Below are 22656 nucleotides of genomic sequence, written 5' to 3'. Positions count from 1 at the left end.
GCGACTCTCTCCTGGGTCGATGTGCTGGCAACTCGCGCCACTATCGGCGCGGCGAGTGTCACGAATATTTCAAATGCATGGCGGCGGCTCAAGTGAGCATCAAGTGAGCGGCCTGGCGAAACTCAACTCGTGGCCGTCCGGATCGGCGAGATGGAAATAGCGCTCGCCCCACGGCGCGTCGCGCGGCGCGAATTCGGGCTGCGCGCCGGCCGCCAGCGCGTGGGCGTGGAAGGCGTCCACGTCGGCGACGTAGAAAATCACGCGGCCCCAGCCGTGCACCGCGCCGTGCGGTCCCTCCAGCAGGTTCAGATAGCAGACGCCCGCCGCGCCGCCCAGCTCGAACGACGCGAAGCCCGGCACCGCAGGCCCGGCTTTCTGCACGAAGCCAAGCGCCTCATAAAAGGGCACTGAACGCGCGATATCGCTGACGGTCAGCGTCACGGCGCTCAACGCTACGATTTGCCCGGTGCGCTCGCTCATCGGTTCCTCCTGTTCTTGCGGCTGCGCACGGCACGCGGCGCATCGCCACTGGTTGGACCACTTTCCGGCCAGCCGATCTCTTCGCCTACCCGCGTGCGCACGAAGTCGATATGCGTCTGCATCGCCGTGCGCGCCTCTTCGGGACGCCGCGCGACGATCGCATCGCACAGCGTTCGATGCTGCAGCAGCAACTGGTCCGGTGCATCCTCGTTCTGTACGCGCAGCCCCGTGCCGTTGATCGTGATGTGCTCGCGCAGCACGCCCAGCACGCTCGTGTGCAGATGCAGGAACATCGCGTTGTGCGAAGCCTGCGCGATCACTTCGTGCAGCTTCGCGTCGGTGTCGGCCTCGGCGGCCTTGTCGTCCGCTTCGCGCGTGCGCTCCAGTTCCTGCATCAGCGCGCGAATGCGCGCGATGTCCTCGTCGCTTGCGCGCAGCGCCGCGAAATAGGCGGTCGCCCCTTCCAGTACGCGCCGAAATTCGAGGATGTCTTCGCGCAAAGCCGGATGATCGGCCACGAGCTGCCCCCACGGCGAAGCAAAACCCGTGCGCAACTGGTCGGTGACGAACACGCCCGCGCCAGGCCGGCTTTGCACGAGGCCGCGCGCGGCCAGGCGCTGGATCGCCTCGCGCACCGTGTTGCGCGCCACGTCGTATTCCAGCGCGAGCACGCGCTCGGAAGGCAGTTTCGCTCCGGCGCGCCAGGTGCCGTCGAGCAGCGACGTTTCCATCTGACGCATCACGGCTTCCACTCGCCCGCGCGTGCCCGCCCTGTCCCTTATTGTCATACTGAATTTTGTGGTCGTTAGCGACAAGTGGTCCAACCAGTTTGAACCGCTCGCCCGAAGCGGGAATTATGCGCTCAAACCAGCGCTTGTCTTCAACCTCCGCGGCCAAACCGGGCCGCCGGGGGCGGATCGCGAAAGCGCGCAAGGACATCGAGCGAGACATGAAGCCACGGCAATACCCCACCGAGCGCCCTACCGACGTCTATCTGTTCGCCACCTGCCTCGTCGACCTGTTCGTGCCGCAAGCCGGCCTCGACGCGGTGAAGCTGCTCGAACGCGAAGGCCTCACGGTCCATTTCCCGCGCAGCCAAAGCTGCTGCGGCCAGCCCGCGTACAGCAGCGGCAATCCGCGCCAGGCGCGCGAGGTCGCGCTCGCGCAACTGGGCCTCTTCGAAAAGCCGTGGCCCGTGATCGTGCCTTCGGGTTCGTGCGCGGGCATGATGCGCCACCACTGGCCCGCGCTGTTCGACGGCGATGCCGCAAACGCCGCGCGCGCCGGGAACCTCTCGGACCGCGTGTACGAACTCACGGAGTTCCTCGTGCGCGTACTGAACGTCGATTTCAATGCATACGGCGCGAGCGGATCCGTGCCGCAGCCGCAAGAGCGCATCGTGCTGCACACCTCGTGCGGCGCGCGGCGCGAGATGGGCACGCGCGTACACGGCGTCGAAGTCGTCGATGCGCTGCCGGGCGTCACGCGCATCGAGCACGAACGCGAGCCGGAATGCTGCGGCTTTGGCGGCACGTTCTCGCTCAAGCACCCGGACATTTCCGGCGCGATGGTCGCCGACAAGATCGCCTCGGCCTGCGCCACGGGCTGCGAGCGCCTCGTTTCCGCCGACTGCGGGTGCCTGCTCAACATCGGCCACGCCGCGGCGCACAAGGGCGCGCCGCTCGCCGTGGAGCACCTTGCCTCGTTTCTCTGGCGCCGCACCGGCGGGGAGGCCGCATGAGCGTCGATTCGATGGGCGCGCGTGCGCGCATGCTGCAACGCCTGCGCGGCCACGCACCGGCCGCGCCCGCCACGGCGATCGAAGCGCTCGATGCGCGCATCGACGCGCATTTCGCCGAACGCCGCGCGCACGCCCCGCTTGCGCTGAGCGACCGCATCGCGCAGTTTCAGCGCATGCTCGAAGCCGCGCATGCCGACGTGATCCGTGCGAGCGCCGCAACGTGGGCCGCCGGTCTCGCGAAACGGCTGGCCGCCGCCGGCGTGCGCAGTCTGCTGCTCGACACTGCCAGCGCCGAGGGCCAGGCGCTTACGGCGGCGCTCCCTGCCGCCGTGCAGGCGCGCAGCTACGCGCAGCCGATCGAGCAGTGGAAAACCGAACTCTTCGATACCATCGACGCAGGCTTCACGGTCGCGCGCTCGGGCCTCGCCGCAACGGGCACGCTCGTGGTCGTGCCCGACGCCAACGCGCCGCGCACGGTCTCGCTCGTGCCGCCGCTGCACGTCGCGCTGATCCATGCGCACACGCTGCACGCGGACCTCCACGCCGCCGTGGCGGCCGAGCGCTGGCGCGACGGCATGCCCACCAATCTCGTGATGATCTCCGGCCCTTCCAAGACCTCGGACATCCAGCAGACGACCGCCTACGGCGCACACGGTCCGCGCGCGTTGTGGGTCGTTATCGTGACTGATGAGGATGACGAAACAAGTGCGCAGCACGGAGCCGCCCAATGAGCACGACCACGCAGACGCCGCAGGAAAACCCGCTCCATTTCGTCACGACCGCCGAATTCCGCCAGCGCGCACGCAGCGCCCTCGACAACCCGCAGTTGCGCGAGAGCTTTCGCGGCGCGATGGACTTCCTGCAAGGCAAGCGCGCCGCGCAGTTTCCCGAAGCGGACGAACTCGAAGCCCTGCGCGATCTCGGCGAAGCCGTGCGCCAGCACGCGCTCTCGCGCCTGCCTGAACTGCTCGAACAACTGGAAGCGAGGCTGCGCGCGAACGGCATTCAGGTGCATTGGGCCGAAACCGCCGACGAAGCGAACCGCATCGTCCACGCCATCGCGCAGAAACATGCGGCCACGCGCGTGATCAAGGGCAAGTCGATGGCGAGCGAGGAGATCGAACTCAATCACTACCTCGCGGCGCGCGGCGTCGACTGCATCGAGTCGGACATGGGCGAGTACATCGTGCAACTCGCGGGCGAAAAACCTTCGCACATCGTAATGCCCGCGATCCACAAAACGAAGGGCGACATCGGGCACCTGTTCGAAGAGCACATTCCCGACACGCCCTTCACCGAGGACGTGGACACGCTCATTCAAACGGGTCGCCGCGCGCTGCGCCGCGCCTTCGCGGATGCGCAGATCGGCCTTTCCGGCGTGAACTTCGCCGCCGCCGACACGGGCACGCTCTGGCTCGTGGAAAACGAAGGCAACGGCCGCCTTTCCACTACCGTGCCCGACGTGCATATCGCGATCATGGGCATGGAAAAGGTCGTCGCGAAGCTCGAACACATCGTGCCGCTTTCGAGCCTGCTCACGCGCTCGGCCACCGGCCAGCCCATCACCACGTATTTCAACCTGATCAGCAGTCCGCGCCGCGAAGGCGAGAAAGACGGCCCGCGCGAAGTGCATCTCGTGCTGCTCGACAACGGCCGCAGCCAGGCTTACGCCGACGAGCAATTGCGCGCCACGCTCCAATGCATTCGCTGCGGCGCGTGCATGAACCACTGCCCGGTGTACACGCGCATCGGCGGCCATGCGTATGGCACGACGTATCCGGGGCCGATCGGCAAAATCATTTCGCCGCATCTGCTCGGGCTCGACGCGACCGCCGAATTGCCCACGGCTTCGAGCCTGTGCGGCGCGTGCGGCGAAGTCTGCCCCGTGCGCATTCCGATTCCGCAACTGCTCGTTCGCCTGCGCACCGAAGCGAACCGCGACCCCGAAGAAAACGTCGCGCATCCGTTGCGCGGCCAGGGTGCGAATCACAGCCGCAGCGAGCAGTTCATCTGGCGCTTCTGGAGCGGCGCGTTCGCGCATCCGCGTGCGTATCGCGCGCTGCGCTGGGCCGTGACGCGGCTGCGCGGCCTGGCACCCGCGCAGCAAATGGGCTGGACGCAGCATCGCACGCCGCTCAAGCCCGCGCCGCGCAGCCTGCACGACCTGCTGCGCGAGCGCGACCAGCCGCAATAGCGTTCATGTCGTCAGGCATGCGAAATAAATCGTAAAGCGTGCCTGGCGGCTTATTCGTATTTTTTACCCGCATCATCGGAGGAGACCGTTGTGCAACCCTGGTATCAGATCTACACACCCCTCGGCAGTCTGTGGCTATCCGCGCTCGTGGCCGCCATTCCCATTCTGTTCTTCTTCGTCGCGCTCGCCGGCCTGCGCATGAAGGGCCACGTCGCCGCCGCGATCACGCTGCTGCTCGCGCTCGCCGTGGCGATCTTCGAGTACGGCATGCCCGCGCGCCAGGCGCTGGTTTCGGCGGCCTTCGGCTTTACTTACGGCATCTGGCCCATCGCGTGGATCATTGTTACGGCCGTGTTCCTCTACAAGATTGTCGTGAAGACGGGGCAGTTCGAAATCATCCGCGCCTCGGTGCTCTCGATCACCGACGACCAGCGCCTGCAACTGCTGCTCATCGGCTTCTCGTTCGGCGCGTTCCTCGAAGGCGCGGCGGGCTTCGGCGCGCCGGTGGCGATCACCTCGGCATTGCTCGTCGGCCTTGGTTTCGAGCCGCTCTACGCCGCAGGTCTGTGCCTCATCGCCAACACCGCGCCCGTGGCGTTCGGCGCGATGGGCATCCCCATCATCGTCGCGGGCCAGGTAACGGGCATCGATCCGTTCCTGATCGGCGCGATGGCCGGGCGCCAGTTGCCGCTGCTTTCGCTTTTCGTGCCGTTCTGGCTCGTCTTCATCATGGACGGCAAGCGCGGCGTGAAAGAAACGTGGCCCGCCGCGCTCGTGGCGGGCGGCAGCTTCGCTGTTACGCAGTACTTCACGTCGAACCACATCGGGCCCGAACTGCCGGACATCACCTCGGCGCTCGTGAGCCTCGTCGCGCTCGCCGCATTTCTCAACGTGTGGCAGCCGCGCCGGGCAACGCAAGGCGCGAGCGTGAAGGTGAGCGGCGGCGCAGCGGCGCTGGGCGGCTTCGGCGGCGGTGCTGGCGGTTCGCGCGCGGGCGCATCGAGCCGCAAGGCCTCGCCGTACAGCCTCGCGCAAACCGTGCGCGCGTGGTCGCCGTTCATTCTGCTCACGGCTATCGTAACGGTGTGGAGCGTCAAGCCGTTCAAGGCGCTTTTCGCAGCGAAAGGCGCGCTCGCGGGCACGATTCTGAGCCTGCACGTGCCCGGGCTCGACCAGCTCGTGGTGCGCACGGCGCCGATTGTCGCGTCGCCCAAGCCCTATGAGGCCGTATTCAAGCTCGACTGGCTTTCCGCCGTGGGCACCGCAATCATGATCACGGCGATCCTCTCGGCGCTCCTGCTGCGCATGAAGCCGCGCGCCGCCGTGACGGCGTTCTTCGAAACGCTCCGCGAACTGCGCCGCCCCGTGCTGTCGATCGGCCTCGTGCTCGCCTTCGCGTTCGTCGCGAACTACTCGGGCATGTCGTCCACGCTCGCCCTCGCGCTGGCGGGCACCGGCGCGGCGTTTCCGTTCTTCTCGCCGTTCCTCGGCTGGCTCGGTGTCTTCCTCACGGGTTCCGATACTTCGTCGAACGCGTTGTTCTGCTCGCTGCAACACACCACGGCGCACCAGATCAACGTATCGGACACGCTGCTCGTCGCCGCCAACACTTCGGGCGGCGTGAGCGGCAAGATGATCTCGCCGCAGTCGATCGCGGTGGCCTGCGCGGCAACGGGTCTCGTCGGCAAGGAGTCCTCGCTGTTTCGCTTCACCGTGCGCCACAGCCTGCTCTTCGCGGCCGTGGTGGGCGTCGTGACGCTGATTCAGGCGTACGTGCTGACCGGCATGATTCCGCAGTGATGGAATGGAAAAAGCCGTGGCCGCATTGATGCCACATGAATGAACTCCGTCCCCGTTTGCGGCTATGATCGTGAACTGCGGCGGGGCGACCCGGCGCCCTGTCGATTTTCAGGGAGTGTCGAATGGCAATGGGGTGGCTCGTCGTATTACCGTTCGTCGCCGCGGCGCTCGTCGCGTTCGCGAGGCCGCTGCCCGCCGCCAGCACCTGGATCGCTTTCGCGGCCGCGCTCATCGGGCTTGGACTGCTGGGCAGCGAACGCGTGGGCATGGCCACCCATGGCGTGCTGCACTGGCAGGCTGGCTGGGTCCCGCAGCTTGGCCTCTCGTTCGCGCTGCGCCTCGACGGCCTCTCGTTCATGTTCGCGCTCCTCGTGCTCGCGATCGGCCTGCTCGTCTTCATCTACGCGCGCTACTACCTCGCGGGCAGCGAATCGCTGCCGCGCCTTTACGCGCTGCTGCTGCTCTTCATGGGCGCGATGCTCGGCGTCGTGCTCTCGGATAACCTGCTGCTGCTCGTGATCTTCTGGGAACTCACGAGCATCGTGTCGTTCCTGCTGATCGGCTTCTGGCCTTCGCGCCCCGAAGCGCGGCGCGGCGCGCGCATGGCGCTGACCATCACGGGTGCGGGCGGCCTCGCGCTGCTGGCCGCCGTGCTGCTGCTCGGCCATGTTTGCGGGAGCTACGATCTCGACGTCGTGCTCGCGCATGCGGGCCAGGTGCAGCGCAATCCGCTGTATCCCGCCATTCTCCTGCTCGTTCTTTTCGCGGCCTGCACGAAATCGGCGCAGTTCCCGTTCCACTTCTGGCTGCCGCATGCCATGTCGGCGCCCACGCCCGTTTCCGCCTACCTGCATTCGGCGACCATGGTGAAGGCGGGCATCTTCCTGATCGCGCGCTTTTACCCCGTGCTCGAAGGCACGGCGTGGTTCTTCTACGTAACGAGCCTGATCGGCCTCGTCACGCTCACGGGCGGTGCGGCCATGGCGCTCGTGCAGCGCGATCTCAAGGGGCTGCTCGCGTATTCGACCATTAGCCATCTCGGGCTCATCGTGCTGCTGTTCGGCCTCGACACGCAGCTTTCCACCGTCGCCGCGCTCTTTCACACCTTCAATCACGCGGTATTCAAGGCTTCGCTCTTCATGGCCGCGGGCATCATCGACCATGAGACGGGCACGCGCGATCTCGGCCGCCTGCGCGGCCTGGGGCGCTTCATGCCGCATACCGCCGCGCTGGCCGCCGTGGCGTCGCTCGCCATGGCGGGCGTACCGCTGCTCAACGGCTTTCTGTCGAAGGAGATGTTCTTCGGCGAAACGCTTGCACAAGGGCTGCTCGGCGACTTCAACTGGATCATTCCGGGCCTCGCGGTCATCGCGGCGGGGCTCTCGGTGGCGTACTCGCTGCGCTTCGTATGGGGCGTGTTCTTCGACGGCGAAACGCCTCACGACCTTCCGCACTACCCGCCGCACGAGCCGCCGCGCTTCATGAAGCTGCCGGTCGAAATTCTCGTCGTGATCTGTCTGCTCATCGGGCTCGTGCCGCAGCAGACCATCGGCAAGACGCTCGAATCCGCGGCATGGTTCGCGCTGGGCGGCGTCGTGCCCAACTATAGCCTGAGCTTGTGGCACGGCCTCAATCTGCCGCTGCTGATGAGCTGCGTGTCGTTCGCGGGCGGCGCGCTGCTATTCTTCTATCGCCGCGATGCGTTCCGCCATCATCGTTCGGTGCTTTCCGAAATGAACGCAAGCGAAGGCTTCGACCGCTTCGTGCAGCGGCTCGAAAAAGCCGCGGGCTTCGTGGTGAGCCGCTTCGAAACGCGTTCGCTGCCGTCGTATCTCGCGTGGATGATCGCGGCGATGCTGATCGTGCCAGGCGCGGCGCTCATCGCGCTGCCGTCGCTAGACGGCGCATACCGCTCGACGCCGCTCGACGCGATGACGCTCGTCGGCCTCGTGCTGATGGCGCTGATGGCGGTGGCCGTCGTGCTCGTGCGCGCCAATACGCTCTATGCGCTCGTGATGCTGAGCACCTGCGGGCTGCTCGTCACGCTCGCGTTCGTGCGCTTTTCGGCGCCGGACCTCGCGCTCACGCAGATATCCGTGGAAGTGGTCACCGTGCTGCTGCTCGTGCTCGCCATTTACTTCCTGCCGGTCGTGCAGCGCGCGCAACAGGCGCCTGCCGCGCGTGTGCGCAACGCGGTGCTCGCCATTGCGGGCGGCGCGCTGATCGGCGGCGTGGCGTACGCAGTCATGACGCGTGCGCCCATCGAAGGCATCGGCCAGTTCTTTCTGGCGAACGCGCTGCCGGGCAGCGGCGGTCACAACGTCGTGAACGTGATCCTCGTGGATTTCCGCGGTTTCGACACGATGGTCGAGATCAGCGTGCTCGTGGTCGCGGGGCTCGCCGTGAAGGCGCTGCTGCGCGGCCTGCGCCTGAAGTCGCCCGACACGGGGCCGGGCGGCCTGCCGTGGTCCTCGCAGTCGCATCCGCTGCTGCTCGCCATTCTCGCGCGTCTCATGCTGCCGCTCACGCTGCTCGTTGCCGTGTTCATCTTCCTGCGCGGTCACAATCTGCCGGGCGGCGGCTTCATCGCCTCGCTCGTGATCGCCATTGCGCTCCTGCTGCAATACGTGGCAAGCGGCGTGCTGTGGACGGAGTCGCGCATCCGCATCAACTACCGCGCGCTCGCGGGTCTCGGCATTCTCGTTGCGGCCGCAACGGGCGTGGGCGCGATCGTTCTAGGCCAGCCCTTCCTCACCAGCGCGTTCGGCCATGTGCACGTGCCGCTGATCGGCGAAATCGAACTGAGCACGGCCATGCTGTTCGACCTCGGCGTGCTGGGCGCCGTGGTGGGCACGACGCTCACGATCGTCTCGCACCTCGGCGTGCGCGACAAGGACATGCAATCCGTGGAGAAAAGCTGATGGAAGCCGCGTTCGCCATTACGCTCGGCGTGCTCTGCGCAAGCGGCATCTATCTGCTGCTGAGTGCGCGCGTGTTGCCGGTGATCCTCGGCATTACGCTGTTCTCGTATGCGATCAACCTGTTCCTGCTCGGCATGGGCCGTCTTTCCACCGGCAAGCCGCCCGTGATCGCACCGGGCGCCCAATACGCGGACCCCGTGCCGCAGGCGCTCGTGCTCACGGCCATCGTGATCGGCTTCGCCATGACGGCGTTCACCGTGGTGCTCGCGCTGCGCGCGCTCGCGATCGACGGCACCGATCACGTGGATGGCGGCAGCGCGCACGGCCACGGCCAGGAGATGCGCGGCGAATGAACCACGCTCTCATCCTGCCCATCCTCATACCGCTTTTTGCGGCCGGCGCGATCGTTGCGCTGCCGCTGCGCGCGAAGCGCCTGCAGCGCGCCATCAACGTGATCGCCACGCTCGCGCTGCTGCCTGTGGCGGTAGCGCTCGCCGAATTCGCGGCGCAAGGGAGAATCGCGAGCTATGCCCTCGGCGCGTGGCCCGCGCCGTTCGGCATCGTGCTGCAGATCGACCGCCTTGGCGCGCTCATGCTCGTGCTGACCGCGCTGCTCGCGTGCTGCTGCCTGCTCGGCACGACGAGCGCCGACGCGCGGCGCGGGCGCTACTATCGCGCGCTCGTGCAGTTCGAACTGATGGGCCTGAACGGCGCGTTTCTCGCGGGCGACCTCTTCAACCTGTTCGTATTCTTCGAACTCCTGCTGATCGCCTCTTACGCGCTGCTGCTGCACGGCGGCGGACGCCGCCGCGTGCGCAACGGTCTGCACTACATGCTGCTGAACCTCGTTGGCTCGTCGTTCTTCCTGATCGCGCTGGGCGTGCTCTACGGCCTGACGGGCACGCTCAACATGGCCGACATGGGCGAGCGGCTCGCGCATCTCGACGCGGCGTCGCTGCCGCTCGCGCAGTTCGCGGGCGCGACGCTCATGCTCGTGTTCGGCCTGAAGGCCGCCGTGTTCCCCATGTCGTTCTGGCTGCCGCAGGCGTATCGCAGCGCGATTGGCCCGGTGGCTGCGCTGTTCGCCATCATGACCAAGGTGGGCATCTACGCGATGCTTCGCTGCGACGCGCTCGTGTTCGGCGCGGCGGGCGGCGTGCTCGATACGTTCCTGCATCAGTGGGCGTGGTGGCTCGCCATCGCGACGATCATCTATGGCGCGCTCGGCGCGCTTGCCGTGTCGAGCCTCAAGACCACGACCGGCTTTCTCGTGCTGGTTTCGGTCGGCCTGCTGATCGCCGCCGTGACGTTGCAGACGGTGCTCGCGTGGAGTGCGTTGCTGTACTACCTCATCAGCACGACGCTGTGCACGGGCGCGCTGTTCATGCTCGCCGATACGCTGGAGTCCGAAGCAACCGGATCGGCGGCCGAGCCCGCGGCACTCGAAACACGCGAGCCCGCATCGCTCGAATCGCTCGACGACGCCACCGCGCCCGCCATCACGCCGGAGGCGGACGGTGAGCCGTTCGCCGCGCCGGCAAGGCCGGCGGCCCCGGAAAAGCCGCCCGCACCCTGGCCTTCGAACTTCGCCGGCGCACTCTATCTCGCGGCAGCCGTTGGCGCGGTTGGCTTGCCACCGCTCTCGGGCTTTCTCGGCAAAGCCATGGTGCTCGCCGCCACGCCGCTCTCGCAGGCCGTGGTGCTTTGGCCCGCCGTGCTGATCTCGGGACTGCTCTCGATCGTCGCACTGAGCCGCACCGGCACGCGGCTCTTGTGGGCGATTCCCGCCGCACGCGCCTACGACGGCGCGCCCGCCGCCGCGCCGCGCGGCAGTCGCGCGAAGCTCGCCGCGTGTGCGCTGCTGCTCGCGGGCGTGGTGGCCGCGACGGTGTTTGCGGGCCCGCTCAAGCAATACCTCGACGCCACCGCGGCGCAGTTGCTCGACCGCGAAGCCTACGTTCAGGCGATCCTGCCCGCATCGCCGTCGCAAACGTCGCAAGGCGGAGGAAGCTGACATGCTCAAGAGGCTTTTCCCGCACCCCTGGCTCACGGTCGTGCTGCTCGTCTGCTGGGTGCTGCTGATGAACGACGTGTCGCCGGGCAATGTGCTGCTCGGTCTCGTGCTCGGCACGGTTATCGCCTTCGCCATCGGCGAAGGGTTGTGGCTCGCGCCCGTGCGCTTCGGCAGACCGTGGCTGCTCGTGCGGCTCTTCGGGCATGTGCTTTACGACATTCTCGTGGCGAATCTCGAAGTCGCGCTGCTCGTGCTCGGTCCAACGAAACGGCTGCGCCCCGCCTTCATCGAAGTGCCGCTCGACAGCACGCACGAAATCGCGCTCTCGGCGCTCATCAGCATCGTTTCGCTGAGCCCCGGCACGCTGTGCGCCGAACTCTCCGACGACCGCACGCGCCTCACCGTCCACGTGCTCGATCTCGAAGACGAAGCCGCGCTCGTCGCCCTGATCAAGTCCCGTTATGAAGCCCCGCTCATGGAGATCTTCGCATGCTAGCCATCGCCATTCCGGTGTCGTTCGCGATCCTCGGGCTCGCGTTTCTGCTCACGCTCGTGCGCCTCGTGCGCGGGCCCTCGCTGCCCGACCGGCTCGTCGCGCTCGACACGCTCAATATCAACGCCATCGCGCTGATCGTCGTCTACGGCATCATGCTGCGCTCGACGGTCTTCTTCGAAATCGCGCTGCTCATCGCGGTGATGGGATTCGTGGCGACCGTGGCGTTCACGAAGTATCTGCAGCGCGGCGACATCATCGAATTGAACTAGGGCGAGGCCGTCATGCAAACCGTCATCGAAGCGATTGTCTGCGCGCTGCTTTTGGTCGGCAGCGCGTTCACGCTGATCGGCGCGATAGGCCTTGCGCGCCTGCCCGACTTCTACATGCGCCTGCACGGCCCGACCAAGTCGACCACGCTCGGCGTGGGCGGCGTCGTGCTCGCTTCCGTGGTCTACTTCAGCGCGCATAACAATTTCGCGAGCCTGCACGAAGTGCTGATCCCGGCGTTCCTCTTTCTCACCGCGCCCATCAGCGCGCATATGCTCACGAAGGCCGGCATCCAGCAGCGGGTGTCCGTTTCGTCCGCCACGCGCGGGCGGCCGGGCGCCACCATTACGCGTCCAGGCGATGCACGGGTGCAAGACGAGAACCCGGACGCCCACGGCGCCCAGGATTCCTGATTCCCGGCGCAAGCGTTGTCGCGCTTTTCGCGCCGGTAAAAGCTGCCATCGCACGTTGTAAAGGCCGCGCGCCAGGCTTCGTACGCGCGCCCTACCCTCTCTTCTTCCCCGTCGCACGCGCTGTGAGCGTGCGATCCGCAACACGCGGCACACCAATTGCTGATCGTTCTCGCCCAGTGCAGCATCGCGCCGCCGGTCCCGGCTCGCGAGCGGGCGCAATGACACGTAATAACAAAGCACGGCCGCAATCGAGGCCGTAAACCGTGCAGCCTGAACGAAACAGATGAGGTGAACAATGAAAACGATACGCACCCTGCTCGCCTTTGCGAGCGCGGCAGCCCTGCTTACGGCATGCGGCGGGGGCAGCAGCAGCAACGACGTCGGCAAGGAAATCGGCGTGCAGAACCCCGAAATTCACTTCGTGCATGCCCTGCCCGGCGGCCCGAATGTGGATTTCCTCGTGAACGGCAGTGCCCTGCAGACGAACATCGCCTATAAGCAGGTGACGAACTTCGCGAACATCAACACCGGCAACACGAACGTCTCGTACGCCAGCACGGGCACGACCACGGCGATTGCCAGCGGCAACTTCCCCGACGTGGCGAAGGGTCACGAGTACACCGTGCTCGCGCTGCCCTCGCTCGCGGGCGCCGATATCGGCCTGATCGACGATCCGTTCGACAAGGGCCTGCTGTCCAGCAGCGCACGCGTGCGCGCGTTCAACGCCACTGTCAACGCGCAGAACCTCGACATCTACATCGTCGCGCCGGGCACGGACATCAATAACGTGCAGCCGACGTTGCCGGCCGTGGGGTACAAGAACGCCGTGCCCGCGAGCGGTCAGGACTCGATCTACCTGAACGGCGGCAACTACGTGGCGATCGCCACGACGGCGGGCAGCAAGACGGCGATCTACCAGTCGGCTTCCTTCAATCTGGCGAACAACGCGGACTGGCTCATTACGACGGTGCCGATCGCTGGCACGCTCTCACAGCTCCTGCCGGGCCAGATTCACCTGCTCGTCGCCCAGGGCGGCAATACCACCCAGCCGGCCGTGGAGTACAACAACACCCTCACGGGCCAGTAAGTCGTTGCGCGCGCAACCGGCGCGGCGAGTCGAGGTGCGCTGTATGCGCACCTCACGCGTTCGCGCCGCGCCCGGTCTTGCGCGCTTCGTCCAGCACGTACTCGATGAAGGTTGACGCCGCCCGCGTGTGATGCCGGTTCGGCATATAAAGCATATACATGTGCGTGCCGAAAATGCTCAACCGCCAGGCGTCGAGCGACGTGAGGGCGGCGCCCTGGCGAATGTCGTCGTGCATCACGTAGTCGGGCACGATGCCTACGCCCAGTCCCGCGAGAATGGACTGGCGCAGAAATAGAAAGTTCTCCGAAATGATCGAAGGCTCGAGCAACACCTCGTGCCGGACTTCCTTCAAATAACCCGCCAGGCGCAATTGCCGCCCTACCACCGTTGCCGTGATGACGGGCGCGCGCGCCAGGTCTTCCAGCGTCTGCGGCATGCCGTGCTTCTGCGCCCACTCCCTGCACGCGCACGCGATGTACTTCACCGGCCCCATGTCGCGCGCCACGAGATTTTGCGGCGGCTCGTGCATCACGCGCACGGCGATATCCACTTCGTCGCGCAGCAGGTCTTCCACGCGATTTTCGAACATCACGTCGAGCACGATGCCGGGGTGCATGCGCTTGAACTGGATGAGCCAGTCCGACATGACGAGCTGCCCGTAGCCGCTCGGCACCGAAAGGCGCACGCGCCCTTGCAGGCTCTGGCCCAGGGTGGAAACCGATTCGCGCGCGGCGAGCAGCGCGTTCTGAATGGCCCGGCCATGCTCGTAGAGCTTCAGGCCGATTTCGGTCGGCTCGACGCGGCGCGTGGTACGGCGCACGAGTTGCAGCCCGATCGACTTCTCCAGATGGTTGAGGTGGTAGCTGACGTTCGCGCGGCTCATCTTGAGTCGGCGCGCCGCCTCGCTCAGGTTGCCCGCGTCGAGAATCTCCACCAGCAAGGTCAGCGCATTGACGTCCATGGCCCATCCACTGTCAAGGATATTTTGACAGTCTGTCAATGAGCCATGGGATTGTCAATTGCCCCTGACGCGCCCAGAATCGACGCGAACATGAAACATTGCCGCCTGGGCCATCGATACAGCCTCAGTCCGGCCCTCATTATGGAGACATCACCCCCATGGCATCCGATCCCGTGAACGCCTCCCCCGTCACTCACGAACTGCGCGGCAAGGTGCTGCTCGTCACCGTGGACAATCCGCCCGTCAATGCGCTGGGCGTGGACGTACGCCGCGGCCTTGCCGCCGCCATCGAGCACGCCGAGGCGAACGACGCCGTGCAGGCGGTGCTGATCGTCGGCGCGGGGCGCAACTTCATCGCCGGCGCGGACATTCGCGAGTTCGGCAAGCCGCCGCAACCGCCTGCGCTGCCCGACGTGTGCAACCGCATCGAGGCCTGCCGCAAGCCGGTGATCGCCGCCATTCACGGCGCGGCGCTGGGCGGCGGCCTCGAAGTGGCGCTCGCGGCGCACTACCGGCTCGCCGTGGCCGGCGCGAAGCTCGGCCTGCCCGAAGTGCAACTGGGCCTGCTGCCAGGAGCCGGCGGCACGCAGCGCACGCCGCGTCTGATCGGCGCCGAAGCCGCGCTCTCGCTCATGCTGAGCGGCCGCCACGCGAGCGCGCAGGAAGCGCAGAAGCTTGGCCTCGTCGACCGCGTGGGCGCGAGCGACGACCTGCTCGCCGAAGGCCTCGCCTACGCGCAGGAACTGCTCGCCGGCCATGCGCCGGTGCGCCGCACGCGCGACGCCCGGGCGCTCGCGGACCGCGCGCAGGCACAGGCCGCCATCGACGCCGCGCGCGCCGACACCGCGAAGAAATCGCGTGGCCTCTTTTCGCCGCTGAAGATCGTCGATTGCGTGCAGGCGGCGCTCGATCTTTCGTTCGACGAAGGTCTGCGCTTCGAGCGCAAGCAGTTCCTCGAATGCCTCGAAAGCCCCCAGCGCGCGGGCCTCGTGCACGCGTTCTTCGCCGAACGCGAAGTGCAGAAGGCTCCCGAAACGAAGAGCGCGAAGCCGCGCGCGATTGAAAGCGTCGGCGTGATCGGCGGCGGCACGATGGGCGCGGGCATCGCCGTGGCCGTACTCGACGCGGGCCTGCCCGTGACGATGATCGAGCGCGACGACGCCTCGCTCGCACGCGGCCGCGCGCACGTGGAAAAAGTCTACGACGGACTGATCGCCAAGGGCCGCATGACGCCCGACGCGAAAGCGCAGATTCTCGCGCGCTTTAGCGGCAGCACGTCGTACGACGCGCTGGCGAGCGCCGATCTCGTGATCGAAGCCGTGTTCGAGGACATGGCAGTGAAGCAGGCCGTGTTCGCCGAACTGGACCGCGTGTGCAAACCGGGCGCGGTGCTCGCGACCAACACCTCGTATCTCGACATCGACGCCATCGCGGCCAGCATCAAGCGACCGCAGGACGTGGTGGGTCTGCACTTCTTCTCGCCCGCCAACATCATGAAGTTGCTTGAAATCGTGGTGCCGAAGCAGGTGAGCGCCGACGTGGTCGCCACCGCCTTCGAGCTGGCGAAGAAACTGCGCAAGGTGCCCGTGCGCGCGGGCGTGTGCGACGGCTTCATCGGCAATCGCATTCTCGCGGTGTTCCGCACCGCCGCCGATCATCTGATGGAGGACGGCGCTTCGCCCTATCAGATCGACAAGGCCGTGCGCGGCTTCGGTTTTCCGATGGGCCCGTATCAGGTCGTCGATCTCGCGGGCGGCGACATTGGCTGGGCCACGCGCAAACGCCGCGCCGCCACGCGCGACCCGAAGGCGCGCTACGTGCAGATTGCCGACCGCATTTGCGAGCGCGGCTGGTTCGGCCAGAAGACGGGCCGAGGCTTCTATCTCTACCCCGAAGGCGCGCGCACCGGCACGCCCGACCCCGAAGTCGAAGCCATCATCCGCACCGAGCGGGAGCGGGCGGGCATCGAGCCGCGCAGCTTCAGCGACGAAGAAATCATGCGCCGCTACATGGCCGCCATGATCAACGAAGGCGCGAACGTCGTGCACGAAGGCATTGCGCTGCGCCCCCTCGACGTGGACGTCACGCTGCTCTACGGCTACGGCTTCCCGCGCTATCGCGGCGGCCCGATGAAGTACGCCGATACCGTGGGCCTCGCCAACGTGCTCGCCGATATCCGCGAGTACGCGAAGGAAGATCCGCTGTTCTGGCGTCCCTCGCCGCTGCTCGTCGAACTCGTGGAGCGCGGCGAGAATTTCGCGAGCCTCAATCAGTCGGCTTGAAGGTCGAATAAGGAGAATCACGCATGGACCTCAAATTCACCGCCGAAGAAGAGGCGTTTCGCAGCGAAGTGCTCGCGTTCCTGCAAGAGCGCCTGCCGCAGCGGCTTGCCAGCAAGGTGAGCAACGGAAAGCACCTCACGCGCGACGACATGGCGCAATGGCACGCTATCCTCCACGAAAAAGGCTGGCTCGCGAATCACTGGCCGAAGGAATACGGCGGCCCCGGCTGGAGCCCCGTGCAGAAGTTCATCTTCGAAAACGAATGCGCGATTGCGGGCGCGCCGCGCATCGTGCCGTTCGGCGTGAACATGCTCGGGCCCGTGCTCATCAAGTACGGCAGCGAGGCGCAAAAGCGCTACTGGCTGCCGCGCATTCTCGACGGCTCGGACTGGTGGTGCCAGGGTTATTCGGAACCGGGCGCGGGCTCGGACCTCGCCTCTGTTCGCACGACTGCGGTCCTCAAGAAAGACAGCGACGGCGATCACTACGTGGTGAACGGCCAGAAAACGTGGACCACGCTCGGCCATTACGCGAACATGATTTTCTGCCTCGTGCGCACCGCCACCGACGTGCGCAAGCAGGAAGGCATCAGCTTTTTGCTGATCGACATGAATACGCCGGGTATCGAAGTACGCCCGATCGTCACGCTCGACGGCGAACATGAGGTGAACGAAGTATTCTTCACCGACGTGCGCGTGCCGGCAACCAACCTCGTAGGCGAAGAAAACAAGGGCTGGACGTACGCGAAGTATCTGCTCACGTACGAGCGCACGAATATCGCGGGCGTGGGCTTTTCGGTGGCGGCGCTCGCGCGCCTGAAGCGCGCCGCGCGCAAAGTCACGCGCAACGGCAAGCCGCTCGCGGACGATCCGCAGTTCGCCGCGCGCCTCGCAAAGGTCGAGATCGATCTGGAGAACATGAAGACGACGAACCTGCGCGTGATCGCCGCCGTCGCGGGCGGCGGCGTGCCCGGCGCGGAAAGCTCGATGCTGAAGATTCGCGGCACCGAAATCCGCCAGGAGATTTCGTCGCTGCTGCGCCGCGCGATGGGACCGTACGCGGCGCCGTTCGTCGAGGAAGCGCTCGATGAAGACTACGCGGGCGCGGCAATCGGCCCCGACGAAGCCGCGAGCGCCGCCGCGCAATATTTCAACAACCGCAAGCTGTCGATTTTCGGCGGCTCCAACGAAATTCAGAAGAACATCATCTCCAAGATGATTCTCGGTCTTTGAGAGGTACACATGGACTTCCAGCACACCGAAGACCGCCGCATGCTTGCGGACACGCTCAACCGCTTCGTCGCGGAGCAATACGGTTTTACGGCGCGCGATACCATCGCGCGCTCCACGGAAGGCTTTAGCGCGGACATGTGGCAGCGCTTCGCCGAACTCGGCGTGATCGGCGCGCTGTTCGCGGAAGCCGATGGCGGCTTTGGCGGCGCGGGCTTCGACGTCGCCGTGGTGTTCGAAGCGCTCGGGCGCGGGCTCGTGGTCGAGCCGTTCCTCGATACGCTGATGGTTGGCCGCGCGCTCGCGCATGCGGGCAGCGACGCGCAGCGCGCGCGCATTGCGTCGTTGATCGACGGCTCGCAAATCGCCGCGCTCGCGCACGACGAACCGGGCTCGCATTACGAGGACGCACGCGTTGCGACGCGCGCTGAAAAGCATAACGACGGCTGGGTGCTGCAAGGCGCGAAAGGCGTCGTGCAACATGCGGAACATGCCGACGTGCTGCTCGTTTCGGCGCGCACCTCGGGAAGCGAATTCAACGAAGCGGGCATCTCCCTCTTCCTCGTGCCGCGCGATTCGGCAGGCGTAAGCGTGCGTGGCTACGGAAAGATCGACGGCGGCCGCGCCGCGGAAGTGACGCTGGACAACGTGAAGGTGAATGCCGATGCGCTCGTCGGCGCGCAAGGCAGCGGCTTCGCGACGCTCGAACAGGCGCGGGGCTACGGCATTGTGGCGCTGGCGTCGGAAGCCGTGGGTGCGATGGATGTCGCACGCGACTTCACGCTCGAATACCTGCGTACACGCAAGCAGTTCGGCGCGCCTATCGGCAGCTTCCAGGCGTTGCAGCATCGCATGGCGGACGTGCTGCTCGAAATCGAGCAGGCGCGTTCGGCCGTCATCAACGCGGCAGCGGCAATCGACGCGCCGCGCGCGCAGCGCGAGCGTGCGCTTTCGGCGGCGAAATACACCATCGGGCGCATCGGCGCGCGCGTGGCCGAGGAAGCGATCCAGTTGCACGGCGGCATTGGCATGACGTGGGAATTGCCGCTCGCGCACTACGCAAAGCGGCTGGTGATGATCGATCATCAGCTCGGCGACGAGGATCACCATCTCGCGCGTTACATCGCGCTGGGTCATGAAGTGGCGTGAGTCAAGACGGTGCGACTAACAAAAAAGTTGCCCCCACAACGAACCAGGAGTGCCTGTTGATGGAGACAGAAAAAAGCAGCTTGCCGCTTTCGGGCGTGCGCGTACTCGATCTTTCGCGCGTGCTGGCCGGGCCCTGGAGCGCGATGGTGCTCGGCGACCTCGGCGCGGAAGTCATCAAGATCGAGCATCCCGACCGCGGCGACGACACGCGCGACTGGGGCGTGCGAGTCGGCAAGACCGAGACCGCGTATTTCAACAGCGTGAACCGCAACAAGCGTTCGATCACGCTCGATCTGCAAACGCCCGAAGGCCAGCAGATCGTGCGCGAGCTGGCGAAAACCAGCGATGTGGTCGTGCAGAACTTCAAGTTCGGCGGCGCGGAAAAGCTCGGGCTCGGCTACGAACAGTTGAGCGAGGAGAATCCGCGTCTCATCTATTGCTCGATTTCGGGTTACGACCGCACCGGTGCGGAAGCCACGCGCCCCGGCTATGACCTCGTCGTGCAGGGCGAAACGGGCCTCATGGCGATGAACGGCGAAGCCGACCAGCCGCCGCTCAAGTTCGGCGTCGCGGTCGTGGATCTTTTCACGGGCATGTATTCCTCGCAGGCGATGCTCGCCGCGCTGTACGAGCGCGAGCGCACGGGACGCGGGCGCCACATCGAAATGGCGCTGTTCGATTGCGGCCTCATGATCACCGCTTACTACGGCCTCGAAGCGCTGCTGATCGGCGAAGACCCGCCGCGCTACGGCAACGCGCATCCGTCGATCGTGCCGTATGGCGTGTTCGATGCGGCCGATGGTCCGCTCGTCGTCACCGTGGGCAACAATGCGCAGTTCGAGCGCTTTTGCCGCGAAGTGATCGAGCGCGCCGATCTCGCCGACGACGCACGCTACAAGACCAACATCCTGCGCGGGCAGAACCGCGAAACGCTCGTGCCGGAACTCACGCGCGAGCTGCGCAGCCGTCCGCGCAAACTGCTGCTCGAACGCCTTGCGGGCGCGGGCATTCCGTGCGGCGAAGTGGCGGGTTTGCGCGAGGCGCTGCTGTCGCCGCGCGCAACCCTGGGCGGGATGGTCACGCAGCAGCCGCACCCGGCGACCGAAAGCGGCACGACGCCGGTGCTCGCGCCGCCCTGGCGCTTCGACGGCGAGCGCATGCCCGTGCGGCGCGCGCCTCCGCAACTGGGCGAAGGCACGCAGGAAGTCCTGCAAACGCTGCTCGGTTATTCGGCGGAACAACTGGCCGCGTTGAAGGACAAAGGCGTGACCGGATCGCGCTCGGGCCCGAACTAGCCGCCCGGCTCCCGCCAACCCACCGCGTCGCCGCCGCGCGACGCGGCCCCCGCTCCCCTCCCCGCGCCGGGCCTCCCGCCGCGCGCAGTTCCGTTCACCCGGTTATATTGCCCCTGATGGCCCCGCACGCCGCTTGCTTCCACTCGTGCAGGCCGGTTGCCGACGACCGGTTGCCCGCGGCCCAATCTCGCGTCCTTCGCGCGAGCGCCAGAGAACGAACCTGCCCCGCTCATGGAGCACGCCTACGATCACCTGCTGCACCTGCTAGCCGCGCACGCGACGTGGACGCTCGCCTTTGTCGTCGTCGCCGCCTTCCTCGAATCGCTCGCGTTCGTCGGCACGTTCATTCCCGGCAGCACGGCGATGTTCGTCGCAGGCGCGTTCGCGGCCACCGGCACGATCAACCTCGGCTGGCTCTTCGTCTGCGCCATCGGCGGCGCCGTGGCCGGCGACGGCGTGAGCTTCTGGATCGGCCATCGCTACCGCGGCTCGCTCGGCCAGATGTGGCCGTTCAGCCGCCATCCCGGCATTCTCGAACGTGCGCAGGCTTACTTCGTGAGCCACGGCACGCGCAGCGTGATCCTCGCGCGCTTCATCGCGCCGCTGCGCGCCGTGGTGCCGATCGTCGCGGGCATGGCCGGCATGAAGCCCATGCGCTTTTTCATGATGAACGTGATCTCCGCGCTCATCTGGGCGCCCGCGCATATCGTGCCGGGCGTAGTGTTCGGAGCCTCGCTCCAGCTCGCGGGCGCGGTGTCGTTCCGGCTCGTGGTCGTCATCGGCATCGTCGCGCTGGCGATCTGGCTCATCTGGCGCTTCGTGCGCATGCTGCTCCTGCACATTGACAACTGGGCCGGCGCGTCGCGGCGCAGCGCGGCGCAGTGGGCGGCGCAGCATCCCGGGCGCGCCTCGAAGCGCATCGCCCGCCTGCTCGACCCGGCGCAGCCCGCGCTCGGTCCCGTTCTCGTCATCACGGGCCTCGTGCCGATCTGCGCGGCCGTGTTCTCGTACGTGCTCGGCAACGTGCTGCGCGGCGCGCCGCTCGTGCAGCTCGACCAGTCCGTGCGCCAGTTCCTTCAGTCGATCCACACCACATGGGCCGACGTGGCGCTCGCGCGCGTCGAAACGCTCGGCAGCGCCTGGACGCTCGCGGCGCTCGTCGCGACGATGGGCATATGGATGGTGCTGGAGCGGCGCTGGCGCACCATCGCTTACTGGATGATTGCAGCGGGCGTTTCGCAGGTGCTCATCCTCATTCTGCGCTTCGCGATTCACCATACGGCGCCGGGCCGCGGTCAGGCCCTCGAAGCGTATGTGTTCCCGAGCGACCGCGTCTCGACGATGGTGATCGTCTACGGCTTCGTGATGTTCCTGCTCGTACGCCGCGCGAGCATGCTTGAAGCCGCGATCGTCGCCGCCGTGGGCAACGCGATCGTCGTGGCCGTGGCGTTCGCGGGGCTCTACTTCGACCGCTTCCTGTTCTCGGACGCCATCGGCGGCGCGGCCTTCGCCGCCATCTGGGTGGCGATCGTGGTGCTCACCTCGCTCTGGCGCTACCCCAAGCGGCCGCCGCAGCGCGTGTTCATGCCGCCCGTCGTGCTCGTCGTGCTGATTTGCGCCTTCGTCCTGCAAGCCATGCTGCCCGGGAGCACGGCCGAGCCGCCCACGGCCGCGACGGCGGCGCCGCCCGTCGTCATCTCGCAACTGGAGTGGAGCGACTCGTTGTGGAGGACGTTCGCGTGCTACCGCTTCGACATGAAAGGCGTGCGCCGCGAGCCGATAACGATCCAGTGGGCCGCGAGCGCCGAGGACCTGCGCGCGGCGCTGCGCGACGCGGGCTGGGCCGAGGGTCCGCAGCTCTCGGTGCGAAACCTGCTGTCGCTCGTCGCGCCGAACGTCGACGTGATGTCGCTGCCGCTGCTGCCGAAGCTGAACAACGGCCTGCCCTCGCCGCTCGTATTCGCCCGCGCGCGCCTGATCGACGAATCACGCGCCCACAACGAAAAGTTCGCGCCCGGCAGCCGCCGCGACGTGCTGCGTTTCTGGCCGTCGGGCTACGCGCTCGCGCCGCGGCATGCCGGAACCGGCGAAGGCAAGGCCGCCGACGTGCTGCTCACGCCGGTCTGGGTCGGCTCGCTCGTGCACGAGCGGCTGCGCCGCGGGTCGTGGCCGTTCAACGTGGTCACGACCTATCCCGACGACGCCTCGGAACTCAGCGCCCCCGGCGAACCGGCGGGCTGGCGCACGCTTGCGATGCCGGGCGACATGGGCTGCGAAGGCCGGCCTGTGAAACTCATCGTGCAGGGCGGCCGCTGAAAACAACATCG

Annotated in this window: 19 protein-coding genes; 16 read left to right on the top strand and 3 right to left on the bottom strand. The window is 66.7% G+C overall.

Going from position 1 to position 22656, the window contains the following annotated elements:
• Nucleotides 1–99: 99 nt before the first annotated feature.
• Together U5768_RS14680 and U5768_RS14675 are read right to left on the bottom strand one after the other, a co-directional pair.
• The gene (locus U5768_RS14680; RefSeq protein WP_322031121.1) at nt 100–480 is read right to left on the bottom strand and encodes a VOC family protein; all 381 of its coding nucleotides are present in this window, start codon (nt 478–480) and stop codon (nt 100–102) included.
• Nucleotides 477–1220 (bottom strand): FadR/GntR family transcriptional regulator, encoded by a 744-nt coding sequence (locus U5768_RS14675; RefSeq protein WP_322031120.1) that lies wholly within the window; start codon nt 1218–1220, stop codon nt 477–479. The genes U5768_RS14680 and U5768_RS14675 overlap by 4 nt, the downstream gene beginning before the upstream one ends.
• A gap of 209 nt (nt 1221–1429) precedes the next feature.
• On the opposite strand from U5768_RS14675, the gene U5768_RS14670 reads away from it, so the two are divergent.
• The 11 genes from U5768_RS14670 to U5768_RS14620 all read left to right on the top strand — a co-directional run bounded on the left by U5768_RS14670 (nt 1430) and on the right by U5768_RS14620 (nt 13413).
• The gene (locus U5768_RS14670) at nt 1430–2221 is read left to right on the top strand and encodes a (Fe-S)-binding protein (RefSeq protein WP_322031119.1); all 792 of its coding nucleotides are present in this window, start codon (nt 1430–1432) and stop codon (nt 2219–2221) included.
• An 11-nt stretch (nt 2222–2232) separates the two neighbouring features.
• A complete protein-coding gene (locus U5768_RS14665) occupies nt 2233–2952 on the top strand; it encodes a lactate utilization protein C (RefSeq protein WP_322031191.1) in 720 nt (239 codons plus the stop codon).
• Nucleotides 2949–4415: a LutB/LldF family L-lactate oxidation iron-sulfur protein gene (locus tag U5768_RS14660; RefSeq protein WP_322031118.1), complete on the top strand. Its 1467-nt coding sequence runs from the start codon at nt 2949–2951 to the stop codon at nt 4413–4415. Before U5768_RS14665 ends, U5768_RS14660 begins: the two co-directional genes overlap by 4 nt.
• Before the next feature lie 90 nt (nt 4416–4505).
• Nucleotides 4506–6215: a lactate permease LctP family transporter gene (locus U5768_RS14655; RefSeq protein ID WP_322031117.1), complete on the top strand. Its 1710-nt coding sequence runs from the start codon at nt 4506–4508 to the stop codon at nt 6213–6215.
• A 122-nt stretch (nt 6216–6337) separates the two neighbouring features.
• Nucleotides 6338–9136: a monovalent cation/H+ antiporter subunit A gene (locus U5768_RS14650; RefSeq protein ID WP_322031116.1), complete on the top strand. Its 2799-nt coding sequence runs from the start codon at nt 6338–6340 to the stop codon at nt 9134–9136.
• Nucleotides 9136–9489 (top strand): Na+/H+ antiporter subunit C, encoded by a 354-nt coding sequence (locus U5768_RS14645; protein ID WP_322031115.1) that lies wholly within the window; start codon nt 9136–9138, stop codon nt 9487–9489. Before U5768_RS14650 ends, U5768_RS14645 begins: the two co-directional genes overlap by 1 nt.
• Complete coding sequence (locus U5768_RS14640) at nt 9486–11150, top strand: monovalent cation/H+ antiporter subunit D (protein WP_322031114.1); 1665 nt, start codon at nt 9486–9488, stop codon at nt 11148–11150. The genes U5768_RS14645 and U5768_RS14640 overlap by 4 nt, the downstream gene beginning before the upstream one ends.
• Before the next feature lies 1 nt (nt 11151).
• On the top strand, nt 11152–11646 hold the full coding sequence (locus tag U5768_RS14635) for a Na+/H+ antiporter subunit E (RefSeq protein WP_322031113.1): 495 nt from the start codon (nt 11152–11154) through the stop codon (nt 11644–11646).
• Complete coding sequence (locus tag U5768_RS14630; protein ID WP_321895223.1) at nt 11640–11915, top strand: K+/H+ antiporter subunit F; 276 nt, start codon at nt 11640–11642, stop codon at nt 11913–11915. The genes U5768_RS14635 and U5768_RS14630 overlap by 7 nt, the downstream gene beginning before the upstream one ends.
• A gap of 12 nt (nt 11916–11927) precedes the next feature.
• The gene (locus tag U5768_RS14625) at nt 11928–12326 is read left to right on the top strand and encodes a Na+/H+ antiporter subunit G (protein ID WP_322031112.1); all 399 of its coding nucleotides are present in this window, start codon (nt 11928–11930) and stop codon (nt 12324–12326) included.
• A gap of 295 nt (nt 12327–12621) precedes the next feature.
• A complete protein-coding gene (locus U5768_RS14620) occupies nt 12622–13413 on the top strand; it encodes a DUF4397 domain-containing protein (RefSeq protein WP_322031111.1) in 792 nt (263 codons plus the stop codon).
• A 52-nt stretch (nt 13414–13465) separates the two neighbouring features.
• Here the strand turns inward: U5768_RS14620 and U5768_RS14615 are convergent, their stop codons facing one another.
• On the bottom strand, nt 13466–14374 hold the full coding sequence (locus U5768_RS14615; protein ID WP_322031110.1) for a LysR family transcriptional regulator: 909 nt from the start codon (nt 14372–14374) through the stop codon (nt 13466–13468).
• 158 nt (nt 14375–14532) lie between these two features.
• Between U5768_RS14615 and U5768_RS14610 the strand changes: the two genes are divergently transcribed.
• The 5 genes from U5768_RS14610 (at nt 14533) to U5768_RS14590 (ending at nt 22645) form a co-directional block, all read left to right on the top strand.
• Nucleotides 14533–16656: a 3-hydroxyacyl-CoA dehydrogenase NAD-binding domain-containing protein gene (locus U5768_RS14610; RefSeq protein ID WP_322031109.1), complete on the top strand. Its 2124-nt coding sequence runs from the start codon at nt 14533–14535 to the stop codon at nt 16654–16656.
• Nucleotides 16657–16679: 23 nt separating this feature from the next.
• Nucleotides 16680–17888 (top strand): acyl-CoA dehydrogenase family protein, encoded by a 1209-nt coding sequence (locus U5768_RS14605; RefSeq protein WP_322031108.1) that lies wholly within the window; start codon nt 16680–16682, stop codon nt 17886–17888.
• Nucleotides 17889–17897: 9 nt separating this feature from the next.
• Entirely contained in the window at nt 17898–19034 is a 1137-nt protein-coding gene (locus U5768_RS14600) for an acyl-CoA dehydrogenase (protein ID WP_322031107.1), read from the top strand.
• A gap of 59 nt (nt 19035–19093) precedes the next feature.
• Nucleotides 19094–20329, top strand: coding sequence for a CaiB/BaiF CoA-transferase family protein (locus U5768_RS14595; RefSeq protein WP_322031106.1), 1236 nt, complete (start codon nt 19094–19096; stop codon nt 20327–20329).
• 231 nt (nt 20330–20560) lie between these two features.
• A complete protein-coding gene (locus U5768_RS14590) occupies nt 20561–22645 on the top strand; it encodes a VTT domain-containing protein (RefSeq protein WP_322031105.1) in 2085 nt (694 codons plus the stop codon).
• The last annotated feature ends 11 nt before the right edge of the window (nt 22646–22656 follow it).

The sequence above is a fragment of the Paraburkholderia sp. J76 genome, assembly GCF_905220295.1.
Classification (GTDB): Bacteria; Pseudomonadota; Gammaproteobacteria; order Burkholderiales; family Burkholderiaceae; genus Paraburkholderia.
Note: the sequence above shows the minus strand (reverse complement) of the source record. Positions and strands in the feature narration are given on the sequence as shown.